Annotated in this window: 20 protein-coding genes and 1 pseudogene; 5 read left to right on the top strand and 16 right to left on the bottom strand. The window is 68.7% G+C overall.

The genetic code is table 11. From position 1 onward, the window contains the following. Nucleotides 1–88: 88 nt before the first annotated feature. Nucleotides 89–190, top strand: a pseudogene (locus ASD38_RS24595) (hypothetical protein); the annotation flags it as partial. On the opposite strand, the gene yihA reads toward ASD38_RS24595, so the two are convergent. The 11 genes from yihA to ASD38_RS10850 form a co-directional block, all read right to left on the bottom strand. Beyond that, the gene (gene yihA / locus ASD38_RS10900; protein ID WP_082554719.1) at nt 188–829 is read right to left on the bottom strand and encodes a ribosome biogenesis GTP-binding protein YihA/YsxC; all 642 of its coding nucleotides are present in this window, start codon (nt 827–829) and stop codon (nt 188–190) included. The pseudogene ASD38_RS24595 and the gene yihA overlap by 3 nt on opposite strands. Further along, complete coding sequence (yidC, locus tag ASD38_RS10895) at nt 829–2,706, bottom strand: membrane protein insertase YidC (RefSeq protein ID WP_056460003.1); 1,878 nt, start codon at nt 2,704–2,706, stop codon at nt 829–831. Before yidC ends, yihA begins: the two co-directional genes overlap by 1 nt. An 8-nt stretch (nt 2,707–2,714) precedes the next feature. After that, the gene (gene rnpA, locus ASD38_RS10890; protein ID WP_056440595.1) at nt 2,715–3,161 is read right to left on the bottom strand and encodes a ribonuclease P protein component; all 447 of its coding nucleotides are present in this window, start codon (nt 3,159–3,161) and stop codon (nt 2,715–2,717) included. Nucleotides 3,162–3,273: 112 nt separating this feature from the next. Then, nucleotides 3,274–3,408 carry a 50S ribosomal protein L34 gene (rpmH, locus tag ASD38_RS10885; RefSeq protein WP_012284717.1) on the bottom strand — a complete coding sequence of 45 codons (135 nt, stop codon included), beginning with the start codon at nt 3,406–3,408 and terminating at the stop codon, nt 3,274–3,276. Nucleotides 3,409–3,623: 215 nt separating this feature from the next. Then, a complete protein-coding gene (locus ASD38_RS10880; protein WP_056461352.1) occupies nt 3,624–4,619 on the bottom strand; it encodes an NADPH:quinone oxidoreductase family protein in 996 nt (331 codons plus the stop codon). A gap of 25 nt (nt 4,620–4,644) precedes the next feature. Continuing rightward, on the bottom strand, nt 4,645–5,688 hold the full coding sequence (locus ASD38_RS10875; RefSeq protein WP_056459999.1) for an alpha/beta hydrolase: 1,044 nt from the start codon (nt 5,686–5,688) through the stop codon (nt 4,645–4,647). A gap of 29 nt (nt 5,689–5,717) precedes the next feature. After that, on the bottom strand, nt 5,718–6,359 hold the full coding sequence (locus ASD38_RS10870; RefSeq protein ID WP_056459996.1) for a TetR/AcrR family transcriptional regulator: 642 nt from the start codon (nt 6,357–6,359) through the stop codon (nt 5,718–5,720). A gap of 51 nt (nt 6,360–6,410) precedes the next feature. Further along, nucleotides 6,411–7,790, bottom strand: a complete 1,380-nt coding sequence (locus ASD38_RS10865) for a flavin-containing monooxygenase (protein WP_056440605.1) — start codon at nt 7,788–7,790, stop codon at nt 6,411–6,413. An 84-nt stretch (nt 7,791–7,874) separates the two neighbouring features. After that, nucleotides 7,875–8,186, bottom strand: coding sequence for a hypothetical protein (locus ASD38_RS10860; protein ID WP_056440607.1), 312 nt, complete (start codon nt 8,184–8,186; stop codon nt 7,875–7,877). Between the two features lie 34 nt (nt 8,187–8,220). Next, nucleotides 8,221–8,760: a hypothetical protein gene (locus ASD38_RS10855; RefSeq protein WP_056459993.1), complete on the bottom strand. Its 540-nt coding sequence runs from the start codon at nt 8,758–8,760 to the stop codon at nt 8,221–8,223. A 96-nt stretch (nt 8,761–8,856) separates the two neighbouring features. Beyond that, nucleotides 8,857–9,750, bottom strand: a complete 894-nt coding sequence (locus tag ASD38_RS10850) for a LysR family transcriptional regulator (RefSeq protein WP_056440610.1) — start codon at nt 9,748–9,750, stop codon at nt 8,857–8,859. Nucleotides 9,751–9,855: 105 nt separating this feature from the next. Here ASD38_RS10850 and ASD38_RS10845 point away from each other — a divergent pair, with 105 nt between their 5' ends. Next, complete coding sequence (locus ASD38_RS10845; protein WP_056440612.1) at nt 9,856–10,872, top strand: NAD-dependent epimerase/dehydratase family protein; 1,017 nt, start codon at nt 9,856–9,858, stop codon at nt 10,870–10,872. A gap of 29 nt (nt 10,873–10,901) precedes the next feature. Here ASD38_RS10845 and ASD38_RS10840 read toward each other — a convergent pair whose 3' ends face one another. From ASD38_RS10840 to ASD38_RS10825, 4 genes are all read right to left on the bottom strand, one after another. Then, nucleotides 10,902–11,654, bottom strand: coding sequence for a DUF72 domain-containing protein (locus ASD38_RS10840; protein ID WP_056459989.1), 753 nt, complete (start codon nt 11,652–11,654; stop codon nt 10,902–10,904). Between the two features lie 73 nt (nt 11,655–11,727). Beyond that, nucleotides 11,728–12,030, bottom strand: coding sequence for a hypothetical protein (locus tag ASD38_RS10835; protein ID WP_056440616.1), 303 nt, complete (start codon nt 12,028–12,030; stop codon nt 11,728–11,730). Between the two features lie 102 nt (nt 12,031–12,132). Next, nucleotides 12,133–13,521, bottom strand: a complete 1,389-nt coding sequence (locus tag ASD38_RS10830; protein WP_056440618.1) for an L-serine ammonia-lyase — start codon at nt 13,519–13,521, stop codon at nt 12,133–12,135. A 159-nt stretch (nt 13,522–13,680) separates the two neighbouring features. Further along, entirely contained in the window at nt 13,681–15,336 is a 1,656-nt protein-coding gene (locus ASD38_RS10825; RefSeq protein WP_056459986.1) for a M28 family metallopeptidase, read from the bottom strand. A 131-nt stretch (nt 15,337–15,467) separates the two neighbouring features. Here ASD38_RS10825 and xth point away from each other — a divergent pair, with 131 nt between their 5' ends. Next, a complete protein-coding gene (gene xth / locus ASD38_RS10820) occupies nt 15,468–16,241 on the top strand; it encodes an exodeoxyribonuclease III (RefSeq protein ID WP_200946012.1) in 774 nt (257 codons plus the stop codon). On the opposite strand, the gene ASD38_RS10815 is transcribed toward xth, so the two are convergent. After that, a complete protein-coding gene (locus tag ASD38_RS10815) occupies nt 16,238–17,215 on the bottom strand; it encodes a threonine ammonia-lyase (protein WP_056459980.1) in 978 nt (325 codons plus the stop codon). The two genes, xth and ASD38_RS10815, sit on opposite strands and share 4 nt — an antisense overlap. Before the next feature lie 98 nt (nt 17,216–17,313). On the opposite strand from ASD38_RS10815, the gene ASD38_RS10810 reads away from it, so the two are divergent. Both ASD38_RS10810 and ASD38_RS10805 read left to right on the top strand, forming a co-directional pair. After that, nucleotides 17,314–17,922, top strand: a complete 609-nt coding sequence (locus ASD38_RS10810) for an acyloxyacyl hydrolase (protein WP_056440625.1) — start codon at nt 17,314–17,316, stop codon at nt 17,920–17,922. Between the two features lie 120 nt (nt 17,923–18,042). Continuing rightward, the gene (locus ASD38_RS10805; protein WP_056459977.1) at nt 18,043–19,329 is read left to right on the top strand and encodes an adenylosuccinate synthase; all 1,287 of its coding nucleotides are present in this window, start codon (nt 18,043–18,045) and stop codon (nt 19,327–19,329) included. Nucleotides 19,330–19,388 lie beyond the last annotated feature (59 nt).

Below are 19,388 nucleotides of genomic sequence, written 5' to 3'. Positions count from 1 at the left end.
GGGAGGCGTGGCCTTGGCCGGCGGTTCGGGCTGGAAGGTTAAGGCCTGGATGGAATGTTGTGGATCGGATTGAGCCGACGGTGCTGAAATCCTCGTCCTTCGACAAGCTCAGGATGAGGATTTCTACAGCCGCTTCGGGGTCGAAATTAGCCCTCATCCTGAGCTTGTCGAAGGACGAGGGCGGCCCCTAGGTCAGGCAGGTCCGCGCGATCTCGGCGCGCAGTTCGGGCAGGCCGTAGCCTTTCTCCGACGAGGTCGCCAGGACCTTCGGGAAGGCCGCCGGGCGCTTGGCGATGGCCTTGAGGGTCTTGTCGATCGTGGCGTCGAGCTCGGCCTGCTTGATCTTGTCGGCCTTGGTCAGGACGATCTGGTAGGAGACCGCCGCGACGTCCAGGGCGTCCAGGGCCTCGGTGTCCACCGACTTCAGCCCGTGGCGGGCGTCGATCAGCAGATAGACCCGCTTGAGGTTCACCCGGCCGCGCAGATAGGCGCGGCCCAGGTCCTGGAACTTGTCGGCCACGCTCTTGGAGACCCGCGCGAAGCCGTAGCCCGGCAGGTCGACCAGGCGCAGCTTCTCGGCCAGCACGAAGAAGTTGACCTCCCGCGTGCGCCCCGGCGAGTTCGAGGCGCGCGCCAGGTGGTTCTGGCCGACCAGCCCGTTGATCAGGCTGGACTTGCCGACGTTCGAGCGGCCGGCGAAGGCGACTTCGGGCAGGCTCGGCGCGGGCATGCCGTCCATCTTGACCGCGCCCATCATGAAGGTCGCCGGCTGGGCGAACAGCACGCGGGCGGCTTCGATGTCCTCTTCGCTATAGGCCAGTTCGTCCATCAGGTGGCCCCGACGGTCTTGCCGCTCAGCCGGGCGATCAGCTTGTCGATCGGGTTCTCGACCTTGTAGCGGTGCATGATGATGTACTGCTGGATGATGGTCAGCACGTTGCTCCAGCACCAGTAGATCACCAGGCCGACGGCGAAGCCCGACAGGGTGAAGGTGAAGATGATCGGGAAGAACTGGAAGATCTTCTGCTGGATCGGGTCGCCGGCCGGCGGGTTCATCGACGTGGTCAGCCACATGGTGAAGCCGTACAGCAGCGGCCAGACGCCCAGGTGGACGATCGAGGCGCCCAGGAACGGCAGGGTGGCGGGATCCCAGGGGATCAGTCCGAACAGGTTGAACAGGGTGGTCGGCTCCGGCGCCGACAGGTCGACGATCCAGCCGAAGAACGGCGCGTGCCGCATCTCGATGGTCACCGTCAGCACCTTGTACAGCGAGTAGAAGACCGGGATCTGGATGAGCATGGGCACGCAGCCCATCATCGGATTGATCTTCTCCTTGGCGTACAGGCCCATCATCTCCTGCTGCTGCTTGGCCGGATCGTCCTTGAACTTGGCCTTCAGCTTCTCGACCTCGGGGGCGATCTTCTTCATCTTCGCCATCGACTCGTAGCTCTTGTCGGCCAGCGGGAAGAGGATCAGCTTCAGGGTCACGGTCAGCAGCATGATCGCCACGCCGAAGTTGCCCACCAGCTTGTAGAAGATCTCCAGGATGTTGAAGATCGGTCGGGTGATGACCGAGAACATCCCCCAGTCGACGGCCTTGTCGAAGCTGGGGATCACGCTGGCCGGACGGTTCCAGAACTGCCACCAGACCACCGGCTTGCCGCCGTACTGATAGCGGGTCAGCAGCGGCACGGTCTTAGCGCCGGCGAACAAGCGGGTGGTGTTGGTGATCGTGGCGCCGGCCGCCAGCGATTGAGGCGCGCCGGTGAAGGCCGATTCATAGACGTCGACGCCCTTGACCGGCTGGACCTGGAAGCGGCCTTTGATCATCTCGGACTGCTCGGGGATCAGGGCCGCCAGCCAGTACTTGTCGGTCATGCCGATCCAGCCGCCCTTGGAGGCAAGATCGTTCTGGACCGGCTTGTCCTTCTTCCACTTGGGGTACTTGGCCTTGTCCTGAAGGATGTATTTCTCGTCGGTAACGCCGCCCAGCACGCCGATGCCGCCTTCGTAGACGATCTGGGTCTTGCCCAGGCCGTGCGGGCCTTCGGTCGGGATGCCCTGGCGCTGGACCGAGGCGTAGGGCGCCAGGGCCACGGCCGCGCCGCCCTGGTTGCGGACGGTGTCGGCGACGGTGAACATGGCGTCGGCGTCGACCGAGATGGTGCGGGTGAACACCAAGCCCTGGCCGTTGTCGTAGGTCAGGACGACCGGGGTGGTCGGGCGCAGCACCTGGCCGGGCGCGGCCGTCCACACGGTCTGGGGCGTGGGCAGGCCGGTCATGCCGGTCATGCCGGCCCAGCCGAAGTCGGCGAACCAGGCGTGCTCGGCGCCCTCGGGGCGGAACAGTTCGACCGGCGGTGAATTCTTGTCGACCGTCTGGGTGAAGCGCTTGAGCCACAGATCGTCGATCCGCGCGCCCTTCAGGGCGATCGAGCCCGCCAGGGCCGGGGTGTCGACGGCGATGCGCGGGCTCTGGGCCTTGGCTTCGTCGCGCGACAGCTTCAGCGGCTGGGGCAGGCCGTCGGCGCCGAGGGTCATGCCCGGCTGGGCGGCGACCTGGGCCTCGGCGATCTTCTTGGCGCGCAGCTCGGCCTCGGCCTTCTTCTGCTGCGGGCCCATGTAGAAGACCTGGTAACCGATCAGGATCGCGAACGCGCAGACGAGGAACATCAGCGTGTTTTTGTTGGAGTCGTTCGGCTGCATGAGATGACTTAACCAGAAACGGAGGAATCGGACGCGGCGGGGGCGTGCGGAGCGGGTTCAGGGCCCGGGCCCGCGCGATCGAGGTCGGCGGCGAGGCTTATCAGCGCGGTTTTAACATCGTCAAGCAAACGCCCCCATGGCCGCTGGCCGGTTCCGCCGCGGGCGATGAACACATAGTCGCAACTGGGACGGCCATGAAGGGGGAGAAGCAGTCTGGCGGCCTCGCGCAGGCGTCTTTTCGCGCGATTTCGCTCGACCGAGCCGCCGATCTTCTTGGTGGCGGTGAATCCGACCCGGATCAACGGGTCGTCGTCGTGGCGGGGGCGCATCTGCATGAACACCGCGCCGCGCGCCAGATTGGGCGCCTTGGCGGCCTTCAGGAAGTCCGGGCGCTTCTTCAGCCGCTCGATCTTCACGGGAATGACCTGCCCAGAAGGGATGGGGGCTTCGGTCATGAAAAAAGCCGCCCTTTCCGGCGCAGGCGCAGAGCCTGGTTCGAGGAAAGGGCGGCTTCCATCATGGTCTTTATCCCGCGCCGTTCTTGCGAAGAAGCGGGGTAGAAGGCTGTTAGGCCGTCAGGCGCTTGCGGCCCTTGGCGCGGCGACGCGCGACGATCTTTTGGCCGTTCTTGGTGGCCATACGCGCGCGGTAGCCGTGACGGCGGGCTCGCACGAGCTTCGACGGCTGGAATGTCCGCTTCACGAGGTGGCTCCGATAATAATGGGACGCGGCAGCCGGAGGGCCGCCGCGAGTGAGGGGCGGTGGATAAGGGAAGGGGCGGTCGCTGTCAACATGAGTCGAACCAAGGGCTTGTGCGAACCTGCCCCACCTGGCGCCTTCGCCGCCTGTCCGTCCCCATAGGGGGCCTAGGACGAAGAGGAGCCGCGGAGCGACCGGTAGGGGGCAAGTGCTCGCCGCTATAGATCTGACCGAATGATAGCCTTGCCGATCACTTGCCGATTGGCCAGCAGATCGAACGCCTCGCGCCAACGGTCAAGGCCCAGCTCCGCATGCACGTGCGGCCGGATCGTCCCCTCGTCGGCCATCTTCCACACCGCCTCGGTGTTCTCCCGCCCCTTCTCCGGAAACCGCCGGCCGTACTCCCCCGCCCGCACGCCCATCACCGAGAAGCCCTTGATCAGCGGCATGTTGACCGAGACGGTCGGGATGCGGCCCGAGGTGAAGCCGATCACCAGCAGCCGGCCGTCGAAGGCGATGCAGCGGACGCTCTCGTCGAACACGTCGCCGCCGACCGGGTCGTAGATCACGTCGGCGCCGTTTCCGCCGGTGATCTCCTTCACGCGCTCACGGAAGCCGCCGGTCACGTTGACCACGGCGTCGGGGGTGTAGAGGCGCTGGATCGCCGCCAGCTTCTCGTCCGAGGCCGAGGCGGCGATCACCCGAGCGCCCAGGGCCTTGGCCAGGTCGACGGCCGCCAGGCCCACCCCGCCGGCCGCGCCGTGGACCAGCACCCACTCGCCCGGCTCCAGCCGCGCCCGGCGAACCAGGGCGACATAGGCGGTCAGATAGGCCGCGCCATAGGCCGCCGCCTCGGCGAACGACAGTCGCGCGGGCTTGGGCTTGAGAGCTTCGGCGTCCAGCACCGTATACTCCGCGAACCCGCCCAGCCGCGCCCCGCCGACCACGGCGTCGCCGACGCTCCAGCCCGTCACGCCCTCGCCCAGCGCCGCGACCTCGCCGGCCAGATCCAGCCCCGGGGTGAAGGGCAGGGGCGGTTTGAACTGGTACTCGCCCCTCGTCATCAGCAGGTCGGGGAAGTTGACGCTGGCGGCGCGCACGCGGACCAGCACCTGGCCGGGGCCGGCTCGCGGCATGGGCACGTCGCGGACCGCGCAGCCGGCGAAGTCGGAGGCGAGGCTTTCGACGACGAGGGCGCGCATGGTGTCGGTCATGAATCCCACCAAGCGGACCTAAAAATCAGGTCCGTGCGTCGAACGCCGCCCGCACCAGCCCGGCGATCTCGCGGCAGGCCGCGTCGGCCGCCGGCACCGCGCCGGTGAAGGCCGTGAAGCCGTGGGCCAGGCTGTCGTAACAGCGATAGGTGGTCGGCACCCCGGCCGCGATCAGTCGCTTGGCGTAGGCCTCGCCCTGGTCGACCAGCGGGTCGAAGCCGGCGGTGATCACCACGGCGGGGGCCAGGCCCGACAGGTCGGCGGTCTTGTCCGGCGACAGGCGCGGATCGGCCGGGTCGGCGTCGGGGCCCATATAGTGGCCCATGAACCAGTCCATGATCGGCCGGCTCAGCGGATAGGCGTCGCCGTAGGTGGTCATCGACGGCGTCTCGCTGGCCACGTCGACAGCGGGATAGATCAGCAGCTGCAGGGCCGGCTGGGTCTCGCCCAGGCGCTTCATCTCCTGGGCGACGATGGCGGCGAAGTTGCCGCCCATCGAGTCGCCGCCGATGGCGGCCACGCCCGGCGCGGCCCCGAATCGGGCGGCGTTGTCGCGGGCCCAGCGGAAGGCGGCCAGGACGTCGTCGAGGCCGGCCGGGAACCGGTGGTCCGGCGCCAGGCGGTAGTCAACCGAGATCACCGCCGTGCGGGCGATCCGGGCCAGGATCCCGCAGAAGGCGTGGCAGGTCTCCAGGTCGCCGATCACGCCGCCGCCGAAGTGGGCGAAGACGATCAGGGGCGCGCTGCTGTCCTGGTCGGCCGGACGATAGGCTCGAGCCTTGATCGCCCCGTTAGGACCGTCGATCGACAGGCTCTCGTTGCGCACGCCCGGCTCGGGCGGACCGCTCATGGCGGTCAGGCCCCGGGCGCTGGCGGCCCGGGCCTCGTCGGGCGCCAGGCTGGTCAGGGACGGCATCTTGGCGGCGGCCGCGGCCAGGAACTGGAAGCGCGGATCCAGGGTCCGCCCGCCGCGATAGACCGTCCCGCCCCCCGACATCATCCGCAGCACCGGGCTGGGCAGCGACAGCAGGACCTTGAGGATGAACTTCTGGACGGCGGGGTCGGCCATTCGGGCTCTTTCTTGTTCTTGCGGAAGGTCTAGGGGCGAGGCAGGGCGGGCAGGCCGCCCAGGATCATCCGGACGGCGAAGTCGGCCGCGCCGTCGACGTCGATCGGCCGGCGCTCCAGCATCTTGTCGCCGACCTCGCGGGCCACGGCGATGCAGGCGGCGGCGAAGTAGTCGAGATCGACGGCCGGGGCGTGGTCGTGCTCCAGCACCTTGGCGAAGGCGGCATGGACCTCGTCGAACACCGCCTGGATCTCGGGCGTGGCGCGGGCGTGGGGGAAGACCTCGCCGGCCGGCCGGTTGATCCGCCAGCTCTCGTGCTCGCCCTCCAGGAAGTCGAAATAGGCCCGGATGGCGCCGCGCAGGAAGCTTTCGAAGTCGACCGCCTTGTCGGACTCGGCCCGCAGGATCGGCCGGAAGCGCCGCGCGCCATCGTCGGCCAGGGCGTCGAACACTTCTTCCTTGGACTTGTAGTAGTTGTAGAAGGTGCCCGAGGCCAAACCCGTGCGGCGGATGATGTCGCGCACCGTGGCGGCCTCGTAGCCCAGCTCGCCGAACACCGCGCGCGCCGCGTCGAGGATCGCCTGGCGGTTGGCGACCTTGGTGCGCTCGCGCTTGCCGGGGCGGGCGTCGTCGGTGGTCGGGCGGACGGGGAAATAGGCGATGTTCGACATCGGACGCGACTCGTGGCGAGGCCCAGATGACGCCCCGTCACGATTTCAGCCTCATTCCGCCGCCAGAGGCAAGGATTCCGACGCGCGCGCCGAAACCGGCAAGACGCCGCCAGACGCCCGCGCCCGCTTCTGGCCGGCGGCGATCTCCTTCTTGAGATCGGCGCAATAGACCCCGAAGTCGACCTGGATGGTGTGGCGCGCCGAGGCGTAATACTGGCCGGTGTGGCGCTCCTCGTCCCTGGCGGTGATCTTCGCCATCTCGGCGACCGGCGGCGGGGCGTAGCGGCCGGTCAGATAGGCGGCCACCAGCTTGGACTGCTGCTCGGCGAAATTGACCAGGGTCGGCAGGGCCTGGGCCAGGCCCATATAGAAGAGATCGGGCACGCCGGGCTTCATCATCCGCTTGAACAGCGGCAGGCGGTGGTGCGCGTCGGGGACCAGGGCCGGGTCGTCCAGGAACGGGAAGCTGATCTTGTAGCCGGTGGCGAAGACGATCACGTCGACGGGCAGGACGCTGTCGTCGGCGAAGCGGACGTTCCTGCCCTCCAGCGCCTTGATCGCCGGCTTGAAGGTGATGTCGCCGCAACCGGCCCGGGTCAGGAACTCGCCGCTGACCGAGGGGTGGGCCTCCAGCGGCTCGTGGTCGGGCTTGGGCAGACCGTAGTCCTCCATCCTGCCGACGTGCTTGCGGATCAGCGAGCGGACGATCTTCAGGCCCAGTCCGCGCGGCATCCACGGCGGCATGGCCGACTTGTCCGACGGCTTGCCGTTCAGATATTTCGGGAACACCCAGACCCCGCGCCGGGCCGAGACGATCAGCTTGCCGGCGATCGGGCGCTGGGCGAGTTCACTCGCGATATCCATGGCCGAATTGCCCATGCCGACCACGACGACGGTCTTGCCGCGCATGTCGACCGGGTCGAACGGGTCGCTATAGGCGTGGGCGTGGAAGGCGACGCCGTCGAAGGTCCCGGGATACTCGGGCACGCGCGGGTCCCAGTGGTGCCCGTTGGCGACGATCAGCACGTCGTAGAGCCGCGTCTCGCCGGTCCACAGGGTCACCGACCAAAGTCCGCCCTGGGTGCGCTCGGCGCGCAGCACCTTGGTGTTGAAGGTGATGGTCTCGCGCAGGCCGAAATGGGCCACGTAGTCCTTGAAGTAGGCCAGGACCTGGCTGTGGTGCGGAAAGTCGGGCCAGTCGGGAGGAACCGGAAAGTCCTCGAAGGCCAGCCGCCACTTGGAGGTGTCGATGTGCAGGCTCTCGTAGCAGGCCGACAGCCCGTTGGGGTTCTTGTAGTACCAGTTGCCGCCGATGTCGTCGGAGGCCTCGAAGCAGTCATAGGGGACGCCGGCGTCCTTCAGCCGCTTGGCGGTGGTGAAGCCGCTGCAGCCCGCGCCGATGATGCAGACCTTTGGCAATGCCGAGGTCATCGCCTGCTCCCTGACTTATCGTTGTTCAGGTGAACGTATCAGCGTTATGCGAGGCGTCAAACTGCCGTTGGGTCAGCGGGGCGATCAGTTGGCGCGCGGCGAATAGGTCGCCGTGCAGCGTGACTTGCATTGCATCCATTGGGTCGGGCAACCGTCGTCGTCGCCGTTGGCCTTGCAGAAGAAATAGGTGCGGTTGCAGGACGAGCGGCACTGGTCCGGATCGCGGCTCGGGGATGCGCCGGTCAACGGGATCAACGGCGGCGGCAGGGCGGGGCTGTCGCTCTGGGCGGGGGCGCCGCCGGACGCGGGCGACAGGCGCGCGGGCTTGGCCGGCTGGGCCGTGGCGGAGCCGGCCAGGGCGGCGAGGATCAGCAGGCTGGCGAGGGCGCGGCGCATGTGAGGGGTTTAGCGGGACGGCGTTGAGGTTCGGTTAACCATGTTTTTGGGCCGCGGGGCACGCCATGCGCGTCGCCTCGTAGTGGGCGAAGGGCTCTTCCTTGTCGCCCTCGCGCGCGGTGATCCGCCAGTCCAGCCGGTCCCCCGCCAGGGTCCAGCGGTTCAGAAAGCTGGAGGGCGGATAGGGATAGGCGATCTCGAAGCCGTCCTCGCGGACCGCGCCCGCGCCGGTCGCCGTGTAGTCGCCGCCGAAGCTGTCGGCCCAATAGCCCGTCAGCGTCGCCGGAAAGGCCCCCTTGGGCGCGCGGGCTCCGATCACCAGGTGGGCGGCGTAGCGGTCGGCCGGATCGGCCTTGGCTTGGCTCTCCGCCTCGATCTGGAACATCGCGCCTTCGACGATCGGCTTGGCCGACAGGACGATCGTGACCGGCTTGCCCATCACTTCTCCCGCGCCGCCCCAACATCCCGCCAGCGCCTTCACCTGGGCGGGAAGCTGGACGGGCGGCGCGTCCTGCGCCAAGGCCGATCCGGCCGTCAACGACAGCAGCATCGCAAGCGCGCGCGAAACCTTCATTCCGTTTCCCCCGACGGACCACGCCCCGTGGCGCCTTGGCTGGCTTAGTGGCGTGATCCGGTCCTCGACGTCCAGTCGCGCCGCGGATCATGGCGCTCAGGGCTGCGACGTCGCCAGGAACGCGCTCAGCCCCTCGGCCAGGTGGTCGAACATCGCGCGCATGCGCGGGGTGGCGCGCAGGTCTTCGTGCATGACCAGCCAGACCTCCAGGCGAAAGCCGACCTGACCGGGACAGACGGGGATCAGGTCCGGATCGCGGCGGGCCACGCCGTGCTGGATGAAGCCCACCCCGCATCCGGCGCGGACGGCGGCCAGCTGGGCCAGGTCGTTGTCGGCCCGCAGGATGAAATCGTCCCTGTTCAGAGGCAGGCGCTGCATCAGGCCGCGCAGGAACGGCGTCTCGCGGTCGAAGCCGACCAGGGCGTGGCCCTTCAGATCATGGAGCGCGCCGGGAACCCCCTCGGCCTCGAGATAGCGGCGGTTGGCGTAGAGGCCCAGGTGAGTGTCGGCCAGGCGGCGGGCGACCAGGGCGTCCTGGGTGGGGCGCACCATGCGCACGGCGATGTCGGCCGCCCCGCGCAGCAGATCCTGCTGCTGGTTGTCCAGCGACAGCTCGACCGCCACGCCGGGGTGCTTGGGGCGGAAATCGGCCAGGATCGACGGCAGCACTTCGGCGCCGATGATCTCGCTGGCGGTCAGGCGGACCACGCCGCGCCCGGTGTCGCCGGCCCCGGACGCCGCGCGGACCAGGGCGCTGGCCGCTCCGGCCATGGTCTGGGCGTGGGGGGCGAGGTCGAGGGCGGCGTCGGTGGGCTTGAGGCCCTGGGGCGAGCGGGTGAACAACGCCACGCCCAGGGCGCGCTCCAGCTCGGCGATCTGGCGGCCGAGGGTCGGCTGGGTCAGGCCCAGGGCCCGGGCGGCGGCCGACAGGCTGCCTTCGGTCATCACCGCCAGGAAGGCGCGGTACAGGCTCCAGTCGGGATCACTCATGCATTTATGCATGGCAGATCAAGAAGGTTCGTCAATTCCCGTTTGGCTTGCCGCGACGCATCTTCCCGTCATCAAGCCCGCCTCATGGACCCGATGGAGACCGACATGACCACGACTGAACGACGCATCGCCCTGGTGATCGGCGCGACCGGCGGCATCGGCGGCGAAGCCGCCTCGGCCCTGGTCCGCCACGGCTGGACCGTCCGGGCCCTGACCCGTCGCGCCCAGCCGGCCCAAAACACCAAGCTGGCGGGCGTCGAATGGATCCAAGGCGACGCCATGGTCGCCGCCGACGTGGCCCGCGCCGCGCGGGGCGTCGGCCTGATCGTCCACGCCGCCAATCCGCCCGGCTACAGGAACTGGGGCAAGCTGGTCCTGCCGATGATCGACAACACCATCGCCGCGGCCAAGGCCGAGGGGGCGCGGATCCTGCTGCCGGGCACGGTCTACAATTTCGGCCTGGAGACCTTCCCGCTGATCGACGAGACCGCGCCCCAGGTCCCGACCACCCGCAAGGGCAAGATCCGGGTCGAGATGGAGCGGCGGCTGAAGGCGGCTTCGACGCAGGGCGCGCCGGTGCTGATCGTCCGGGCCGCCGACTTCTTCGGGCCGCACGCCGGCAACAACTGGTTCGGGCAACTGGTGATCAAGCCGGGCGCGCCGGTGAAGTCGGTGACCGAACCCGCCGCCAAGGGGCTGGCCCACGCCTGGGCCTATCTGCCGGACCTGGCCGAGACCATGGCTCGGCTGCTGGACCGCGCCGACCGCCTGGCGGCCTTCGAGGTCTTTCACTTCGGCGGCCACCTGCTGGCCTGGGGCGAGATGGCGGCCTCGGTGCGCCGGGTGACCGGGCAGCCCAAGCTGCCGGTCATGGGCTTCCCCTGGTGGCTGGTCGTGGCCCTGTCGCCGGTGGTGCGGGTCTTCGGCGAGATGGCCGAGATGCGCTACCTGTGGCGCGAACCGATGGTGCTGGACGACCGCAAGCTCCAGGCGTTCCTGGGGGAGGTTCCGCACACGCCGCTGGACTTCGCGGTGGGGGCAAGCCTGTGGGCGCTGGGGTGCTTGGAAAACCCTCGCCCAGCGCGACAGGGCGGTGCCCGCCGCGTGGCGGTGGAGGGGTGAGGGAGTGCGCCCTCACCCCTTGAGGGGCGCTATTTCAGCTTCTCGATCAGCGCCATGGCGGCGGCTGGGTTCCTCACCTTCGCCCCGGCGATGAAGTAGGCGAAGACGTCGCCGCGCTTGGCCCAGGCCCGGGCCTGCTTGGCGATGCCGTCCAGTTCGTCCGAGGTCATGCCGGTGGGCTCGTCCGGCTTGCTGGACATCAGGCGGGCATAGGTGAAGTCGGCGGTCGGCTCGTCGATGCAGGGCCAGGTCGGCTCCTCGTCGTCGACGGCGTAGACGATGGCCGCCCCGTACTTGGCGGCCAGGTCGTAGAACCGCTGGTCGGCGAAGGTCGGGCTGCGCACTTCCAGCGCGTGACGCGCCGGCCGACCACCGATCTCCTTGGGCAGCAGCTTGAGGAAGCCCTCGAAATCGACCGGGTCGAACTTCTTGGTCGCCATGAACTGCCAGTTGATGGGGCCCAGTTTCGGCCCCAGCTCCTCCAGCCCCTGGCCGAGGAATTTCTCCAGCGAGTCGTTGTTCTCGGAGAGCACCCGGCGGTTGGTGCAGAACCGGCTGGCCTTGACCGCGAACACGAAGTCGTCGGGCGTCTCGTCGCGCCACTTCTGCCAGCTGTTGGGCTTGAAGGTCGAATAGTAGGTGCCGTTGATCTCGATGCTGGTCAGCTTTGACGAGGCGTACTTCAGCTCGTCCTTCTGCTTGAGATCGTCGGGATAGAAGGGCCCGCCCCGCCAGGGCTCGAACGTCCAGCCGCCGATGCCGCAGCGAATGGTTCCGGTCATGGGTGTTCCCTTCCTGTTCTCGCGCACCCTAGGCGAGGCGCGGGAGAACAGGCAAGCGGGAAAACGCGGGTCGCTAGCGGCGGACCTGCAGTTCCCGCACCTCGGCGCGGCCGGTGCGCTTGTCGAACACGCAGGTGGCCTTGCCGCGCGCGCCCCTCATGTGGCGGGGCTTGTAGACGCCTTCGAGGCTGGAGACGGTGACCGACTGGAACGTATCGCCATAGGCGGCGACGCGGACGTTGCGCAGTTCCTGGGCGGCGGCGATGCAAGCCTTGTCGGAGCGGGCGCGTAGGTCGTTCCAGGAGCCGGGCGTCGAGGCCTGGGCCGAGCCGGCGGCGAGGGCGGCGAGGGCGGCGGCGGTCAGGGCGAGACGCATGGGAAGACTCCGACGTTGGGAATGGTGAGGCTTAACGTCTAGAGGCGCCCCCCGGTTCAAAGGCCCTCCCCCGTGGGGGAGGGCCTTGCGGCGGTCAGGTCGTCAGCACTCCACCCGGTTCACCGAAAGCCCCACCGCCAGGCCCCCAAGCGACGTCTCCTTGTAGATCTCGTTCATGTCCTCGCCGGTGCGCTTCATCGTGGCGATCACCTTGTCCAGGGACACCGAGTGTTGCCCGTCGCCCAGCAGGGCCAGGCGCGCGGCGTCGATGGCCTTGATGGCCCCCATGGCGTTGCGCTCGATGCAGGGGATCTGGACCAGACCGCCGATCGGGTCGCAGGTCAGGCCCAGATTGTGCTCCATGCCGATCTCGGCGGCGTTCTCGATCTGGTCGTTGGTCCCGCCCAGGGCGGCGCACAGGCCCGCCGCCGCCATCGAGCAGGCCACCCCCACCTCGCCCTGGCAGCCGACCTCGGCTCCGCTGATCGAGGCGTTGCGCTTGTAGAGCGCGCCGATCGCCGCGGCGGTCAGCAGGAACACCCGCACCCCCTGCGGCGTGCCGTTGTGGAAGCGGTGGTAGAACCGCAGCACCGCCGGGATCAGGCCGGCCGCGCCGTTGGTCGGGGCGGTGACCACCCGGCCGCCGGCCGCGTTCTCCTCGTTGACCGCCATGGCCCACAGGTTGACGTAGTCCATGGCCGCCAGCGGATCGCTGATCTGGCGCTCCATGCGGCCCTGGATGGTCTGGTGGATCTGGCGGGCCCGGCGCTTGACCGCCAAGCCGCCGGGCAGCACGCCGGTCTCGCGCATCCCACGATCAATGCAGGCCTCCATGGCCTGGAAGATGCGGTCGAGCTCCGCGTCCAGCTCGGCCTGGTCCATCCGCGCCAGCTCGTTGGCGCCCATCACCCCGGCGATCGACAGGCCCGCGTCGGCGGCCCGCTGCAACAGATCGGCGCCGGACTCGAACGGGTGGGGGATCTCGGGACCCGGCTCCGGCGGGGCGTTGCGGCCCATCTCGCTTTCGTCGCGCACGAAGCCGCCGCCGATCGAGAAATAGGTGCGCTCGGCGAGGACGACGCCAGCGGCGTCGAAGGCCGTAAAGGTGAGCCCGTTGGGGTGCTGGGGCAGGCGTTCGTGGCCGGCCCAGACGATGTCGCGCTCGGCGTCGAACTTGATCCCGCTCTCGCCGCCCAGATGGATCCATTGGCTGGCGGCGGCCTCGACCAGGGCCGCTTCGCCGGCGTCGGGATCGAGCCGCGCGGGCACGAAACCCATCAGGCCCAGGATCACCGCCCGGTCGGTGGCGTGGCCGCGGCCGGTCAGGGCCAGCGACGCATAGAGCCGCGTCTCGACCCGGGCGACGTCGGGCAGCTTGCCGGCCTCGCGCAGGCGGCCGACGAACCGGCCGGCGGCCGTCATCGGCCCCATGGTGTGGCTGCTCGACGGGCCAACGCCCAGCTTGAACAGATCGAAGACGGAGGCTGTCATTTCAAACTCCGCTCATCCCGCGTGGGGAGGAGCGCCAACAAATCCTGTCATCCCGGACAAGCGCGAAGCGCGCCGATCCGGGACCACCGGAAGCGCATGCGTTCACGCGTCGGTCCCGGGTCTTCGCTTCGCTTCGCCCGGGATGACAATACAAAGAAGCTACTTCCGGTCCGCTTTGGTCGCGTCGCGCAGCGCCTTGAACTCCGAGCCCGCCTGCCATTCCGGCCAGGTCTTGGAATTGGCGAGGTCGGCGCCGATCTCGTAGAACAGGCCGATGTCCTGGGCCTGGCCGGTCAGGTCCCAGTCGGCGCTCCATTCGTCGGCAGGCTGGTGGTAGCGGTTGGCCGTGTAGTCCTCTTCGGCCTTCTGGCCGGCCTCCTTGCCGCCCTTGACCAGGTCCTCGCCGGAGCCGACCGAGATGGCCGGCACCCCGCGCTTGGCGAACGGGAAGTGGTCCGAGCGATAGAAGTGGCCGGCCTGGGGCGAGGGATCGGGCGTGAAATAGCGGCCGTGGGCCTTGGCCTTGGCGACCAGCAGGTCCTGCAGATCGACCTTGCCGTCGCCCGAGGTGGTGACGTCCTTGGCCGGACCGGCGGCCGACAGCGCGTCGATGTTCAGGTCGCCGACCGTCTTGGAGATCGGGAACAGCGGGTTGGCCGCGTAGTATTCCGAGCCCAGCAGGCCGCGCTCCTCGGCGGTGACGGCCAGGAACAGGATCGAGCGCTGCGGAGCCGGCTGGCCCTTGAAGGCGCGGGCCAGTTCCAGGATGGCGGCGATCCCGTCGGCGTTGTCGATCGCGCCGTTATAGATCTTGTCTCCCTTGGCGTCCGGCTCGCCGACGCCCAGGTGGTCCCAGTGGGCGCTGTAGATCACTGTCTCGTCGGGCCGGGCCGAGCCCTTGATCCGGCCGGCGATGTTCTTGGACACGATCACCGAATGGTCGACGGCGTAGGCGGCCGAGAAGGTCGCGCCCTTCAGCTCCACCGGCTTGAAGTCGCGGCTCTGGGCCTGTGTCTTCAACGCGTCGAAATCGAGTCCGGCCGACTTGAACAGGTCGACGGCCACGTCGCGCTGGATCCACGATTCCAGGCTGGGGTGGCTCTTGGCCGGATCCTCGCGGACGATGTCGAACATCGTGTTGGTGTTGGAGTTCTTGACGGTCGCCCAGCCGTAGGAGGCCGGCGCGCTCTCGTGGACGATCAGCACCCCGGCGGCGCCCTGGCGGGCGGCTTCCTCGAACTTGTAGGTCCAGCGGCCGTAATAGGTCATGGCCTTGCCGCCGAAGTCGCCGGTTCCCGTTTCGAAGTCGGGATCGTTGATCAGCACGACCAGGATCTTGCCCTTCACGTCCAGGCCCTTGAAGTCGTCCCAATTGCGCTCCGGAGCCTTCACCCCATAGCCGACGAACACGATCGGGGCGTCCTTGATGGCGACGCTGTCGACATTGGTCATGGCCGCGCGGATGGCGATCTGCTCGCCCTGGGCCAGGGGGACGGCCTTGCCGCCGACGGTGAACTGGGCGGCGACCGGGCCCTTGATGTCGAACTTAGCCAGCGGCACGTCCTGGGTCCAGGCGCGGGTTCCGTCCTTCTGGGGGTCGCCGGCCGGCTCCAGCCCGATGGCCTTCATCTGGTCGACGATGTAGCCGACCGACTTGGTCTCGCCGGCCGTGGCCGGGCCGCGGCCCTCGAACGCGTCCGACGACAGCACCTTGACGTGGGCCGACAGCTTGGCGGGGTCGATCTTGGGCGCGTCGGCCGCGTAAGCCAGCATGGGAACGGCGAACAGGGCGGTCGCGAGCAGCAGGCGTTTCATCGGGTCTCTCTTTTGGAGCAGATCTTGATCGTTGGAGCGGACCCTAGCCGTAGGCGCCGCGCGCGTCATCCTCCGACTTCGTCCGAAAACGCCGCGAGGGACCGTCCCGCGCCGTGCCGCGTTTGGACCCCGTGAAGATCGCCACCTTCAACATCAACAACGTCGTCAAGCGGCTCGACAACCTCGTCGCCTGGCTGGCCGAGGCCGAGCCGGACGTGGTCTGCCTGCAGGAGTTGAAGGCCGAACGGGGCTGGTTTCCCGCCGAGCCGCTGGCCCAGATGGGTTACCACGCGGTCTGGCAGGGCCAGCGCAGCTGGAACGGCGTGGCGATCCTGGCGCGCGGGGCCGAGCCGGTCGTTACCCGCACCGCCTTGCCTGGCGATCGCGAGGACAGCCAGGCCCGCTATATCGAGGCGGCCGTCAACGGGGTGCTGGTCGCCTCGCTCTACCTGCCCAACGGCAATCCGCGACCCGGTCCGAAGTTCGACTACAAGCTGGCCTGGTTCACGCGGCTGATCGCTCACGCCGCCGACCTGCGCGCCTCGGGCGCGCCGGTCGTGCTGGCGGGCGACTACAATGTCGTGCCGACCGAGGCCGACATCTACCAGCCGCACAGCTGGAAGGACGACGCCCTGCTGCAGCCGGAAGTCCGCGCCGCCTACCGCGCCCTGCTCGACCAGGGCTGGACCGACGCTCTTCGCGCCGTCCATCCCGACGGGCCGCTGTGGACGTTCTGGGCCTATCTGCGCAACCGCTGGCCCAACGACAAAGGCCTGCGCCTGGACCACCTGCTGCTGACGCCGGACCTTGCCGAGCGGCTGGCCGACGCAGGCGTCGACCGCTGGCCGCGCGGCGAGGAGGACGCGAGCGACCACGCGCCGACCTGGATCGCGTTGGACCTCTAGAGCTCGCCGTTCAGGATTCGCGCGTACAACGCCGGATCGACGTTGCCGCCCGAGCAGACGACGGCCGCCGTCTGGCCCTTCAGGTCGATCTTGCCGGTCAGGGCCGCCGTCAAGGCCACGCAGCCGCCGGGTTCGATCACCAACTTCAGTGTCGAGAACGCATAGCGCATCGCCTCGGCCACCTCTGCGTCGGTGACCGCCACGACGCCGCTGAGGTTACGGCTGTTGATCGGCCAGGTCAGCTCGCCGGGGATCGGGGTCAGCAGGGCGTCGCAGATCGAGCGGGCCCCTTCGTCGATGGTTTCCCGCTTGCCTGAGGCGAGAGAACGCCGGGTCTCGTCGAAGCCGGCCGGCTCGGCGCCCCAGACTTCCGTCGCCGGCGACAGCGCCTTGACCGCCGTCGAGACGCCGGCGATCAACCCGCCGCCGCCGACGGGCGAGAGCACCTTGTCCAGCGCCACGCCCAACGCCCGCGCCTGTTCGACGATCTCCAGTCCGGCCGTGCCCTGGCCGGCGATGATGTGCGGGTCGTCGTAGGACGGCACGACCACGCAGCCGCGCTCGTCGGCGATCTCCTTGGCGATGGCGACGCGGTCCTCGGTGAAGCGGTCGTAGAACCGGATCTGCGCCCCGAAGCCGCGCGTGCCCTCGACCTTCACCTTCGGGGAGTCGGACGGCATGACGATCAGGGCGGGGCAGCCCAGCAGCTGGGCCGCCAGGGCCACGCCCTGGGCGTGGTTGCCCGACGAGAAGGCCACCACCCCACGCTTGCGCTCGTCGTCGCTCAGCTGGGACAGGCGGTTGTAGGCGCCGCGGAACTTGAAAGCCCCGGCCCGTTGCAGGGTCTCGGGCTTGATCAGCACCCGGCCCCCAAGGCGCTCGTTCAGCGCCGGGCTCTCGATCAGCGGAGTGCGGACGGCCCGGCCCTCAAGGCGGGCGGCGGCGGCTTGGATGTCGGAAAGGTCGATGCTCATGCGGGAACGTCTACCGTCCCCAAAGCGGCGCCGAAACCCTTTGCGAGCGGCGTCGTTCACGGGATAAGAGGACACACGATATCGCTGGGGAGCCTTCCGTGAAGAAAGCCTTGTTCGCCGCCGCGGCCTGCGCCGCCGTGGCCGTCGCCGCGCCCGCCTTCGCCGGGGAAGCCTTCATCGGCGTCTACAAGCACGACGTCACCTTCGTCGGAAACGCGGTCGGCCTGGGCGCCGCGGGCCGCGAGGACGGCGTGGACGTCCATCTGGGCTATCGCACCAACAAGATCGAAAGCCTGCGCTGGCTGGGCAAGCCCCAGGTGCACGCCATGCTGTCGGTCAACAGCGAGAACACCTCCAACTTCGTGGCCGCGGGCTTCGACTGGAAGATCAACCTGGGCAAGCCGGGCGGCTTCTACCTGCGTCCGGGCATGGGCCTGGCCTATACCGACGGCAAGGCCGGCTTGCCGCCCGCCAACGCCCCGAACCTGACTCCGGAAGAGCGCGCCCGCCGCACCGAGCTCTACTACACCCGCATCGATTTCGGTTCGAAGGTGCTGTTCGAGCCGGAACTGGCCCTGGGCTACGACTTCAACGACCACTGGTCGGGCGAACTCAGCTACGTCCACCTGTCGAACGGCCAGGTCTTCCACCAAGGCAAGAACCAGGGGCTTGACGACGCCGGGGTCCGGCTGGTCTACAAGTTCTGAACCGGACGGCCCCCTTCGAAGGTGGGCCGTCACGCCGATCACAAGAGATGAAACGTCCGCCGCCGAGTCCTGTCGAAGGGCCGCGGGCGCCTTTCGGCAGGTGATAAGGCATATCTGAACATGGCCAATGTGACCGTTGTCGGCGCCCAATGGGGTGACGAGGGCAAGGGCAAGATCGTCGACTGGCTGTCCAACCGGGCCGATGTCGTCGTTCGTTTCCAGGGCGGCCATAACGCCGGCCACACCCTGGTGGTCGACGGCAAGGTCTATAAGCTGGCCCTGCTGCCGTCGGGCGTCGTGCAGGGCAAGCTGTCGGTCATCGGCAACGGCGTGGTCGTCGATCCCTGGCACCTGCTGGGCGAGATCGCCAAGATCGCCGAGCAGGGCGTGATCATCGGCCCCGATCTGCTGGTGCTGGCCGACAACGCCACCCTGATCCTGCCGCTGCACAAGGACCTGGACCAGGGTCGTGAGGCCGCCTCCAGCCAGAAGATCGGCACCACCGGCCGCGGCATCGGTCCGGCCTACGAGGACAAGGTCGGCCGTCGCGCCATCCGTGTCGCCGACCTGGCCGATCCCGAGGCCCTGAAACCCAAGATCGAGCGTCTGCTCAGCCACCACGGCGCCCTGCGCCGGGGCCTGGGCTTGCCGGAGGCCGACGGTGAGGCGCTGTTCGACCAACTGATGGAGATCGCGCCGAAGATCCTGGCCTACGCCCAGCCGGCCTGGCGCCTGCTGGACCAGGCCCACAAGGCCGGCAAGCGCATCCTGTTCGAAGGCGCCCAAGGCGCGCTGCTGGACGTCGACCACGGCACCTACCCGTTCGTCACCTCGTCCAACACCGTCGCCGGCCAGGCCGCCGCCGGTTCGGGCATGGGTCCCAAGGGGCCGGGCTATGTGCTGGGCATCGTCAAGGCCTACACCACCCGGGTCGGCGAAGGCCCGTTCGCCTGCGAGCTGGATGATGACGTCGGCAAGCACCTGTCGACGGTGGGCCGCGAAGTGGGCGTCAACACCGGCCGGGCGCGTCGCTGCGGCTGGTTCGACGCGGTGCTGGTGCGCCAGTCGGTGGCCATCAACGGCATCGACGGCATCGCCCTGACCAAGCTGGACGTGCTGGACGGCCTGAAGACCCTGAAGATCTGCGTCGGCTACAAGATCGGCGACCGCGAGGTCGACTATCTGCCGGCCGGCATGCGCGACCAGGCCGCGGCGGTACCGATCTACGAGGAAATGGAAGGCTGGAGCGAAAGCACCGCCGGCGCCCGCTCGTTCAAGGACCTCAACGCCAACGCCATCAAGTATGTACGCCGCGTCGAGGAACTGATCGGCGCCCCGGTGGCCCTGCTGTCGACCAGCCCCGAGCGGGACGACACCATCCTGATGCGCGACCCGTTCCAGGGCTGATCCGCCCAGCTATTTCGGGTCCGATTAGCGATTGCTTAGCAGGCCCGGGCCTATGACGG

Source organism: Caulobacter sp. Root487D2Y (assembly GCF_001427165.1).
GTDB lineage: Bacteria > Pseudomonadota > Alphaproteobacteria > Caulobacterales > Caulobacteraceae > Caulobacter.
This window is presented reverse-complemented; position numbering and strand designations above follow the sequence as displayed.

What these genes read in the sequence shown, in the direction of transcription:
- ASD38_RS10855 (WP_056459993.1), bottom strand. Translation starts at nt 8,760, where the DNA reads ATGAAGGTTTCGCGCGCGCTTGCGATGCTGCTGTCGTTGACGGCCGGA.
- rnpA (WP_056440595.1), bottom strand. Translation starts at nt 3,161, where the DNA reads ATGACCGAAGCCCCCATCCCTTCTGGGCAGGTCATTCCCGTGAAGATC.
- ASD38_RS10875 (WP_056459999.1), bottom strand. Translation starts at nt 5,688, where the DNA reads ATGGCCGACCCCGCCGTCCAGAAGTTCATCCTCAAGGTCCTGCTGTCG.
- ASD38_RS10815 (WP_056459980.1), bottom strand. Translation starts at nt 17,215, where the DNA reads ATGAGCATCGACCTTTCCGACATCCAAGCCGCCGCCGCCCGCCTTGAG.
- ASD38_RS10840 (WP_056459989.1), bottom strand. Translation starts at nt 11,654, where the DNA reads ATGACCGGAACCATTCGCTGCGGCATCGGCGGCTGGACGTTCGAGCCC.
- ASD38_RS10830 (WP_056440618.1), bottom strand. Translation starts at nt 13,521, where the DNA reads ATGACAGCCTCCGTCTTCGATCTGTTCAAGCTGGGCGTTGGCCCGTCG.
- yidC (WP_056460003.1), bottom strand. Translation starts at nt 2,706, where the DNA reads ATGCAGCCGAACGACTCCAACAAAAACACGCTGATGTTCCTCGTCTGC.
- ASD38_RS10825 (WP_056459986.1), bottom strand. Translation starts at nt 15,336, where the DNA reads ATGAAACGCCTGCTGCTCGCGACCGCCCTGTTCGCCGTTCCCATGCTG.
- ASD38_RS10835 (WP_056440616.1), bottom strand. Translation starts at nt 12,030, where the DNA reads ATGCGTCTCGCCCTGACCGCCGCCGCCCTCGCCGCCCTCGCCGCCGGC.
- yihA (WP_082554719.1), bottom strand. Translation starts at nt 829, where the DNA reads ATGGACGAACTGGCCTATAGCGAAGAGGACATCGAAGCCGCCCGCGTG.
- ASD38_RS10870 (WP_056459996.1), bottom strand. Translation starts at nt 6,359, where the DNA reads ATGTCGAACATCGCCTATTTCCCCGTCCGCCCGACCACCGACGACGCC.
- ASD38_RS10845 (WP_056440612.1), top strand. Translation starts at nt 9,856, where the DNA reads ATGACCACGACTGAACGACGCATCGCCCTGGTGATCGGCGCGACCGGC.
- ASD38_RS10850 (WP_056440610.1), bottom strand. Translation starts at nt 9,750, where the DNA reads ATGAGTGATCCCGACTGGAGCCTGTACCGCGCCTTCCTGGCGGTGATG.
- ASD38_RS10805 (WP_056459977.1), top strand. Translation starts at nt 18,043, where the DNA reads ATGGCCAATGTGACCGTTGTCGGCGCCCAATGGGGTGACGAGGGCAAG.
- ASD38_RS10880 (WP_056461352.1), bottom strand. Translation starts at nt 4,619, where the DNA reads ATGACCGACACCATGCGCGCCCTCGTCGTCGAAAGCCTCGCCTCCGAC.
- ASD38_RS10865 (WP_056440605.1), bottom strand. Translation starts at nt 7,790, where the DNA reads ATGACCTCGGCATTGCCAAAGGTCTGCATCATCGGCGCGGGCTGCAGC.
- ASD38_RS10860 (WP_056440607.1), bottom strand. Translation starts at nt 8,186, where the DNA reads ATGCGCCGCGCCCTCGCCAGCCTGCTGATCCTCGCCGCCCTGGCCGGC.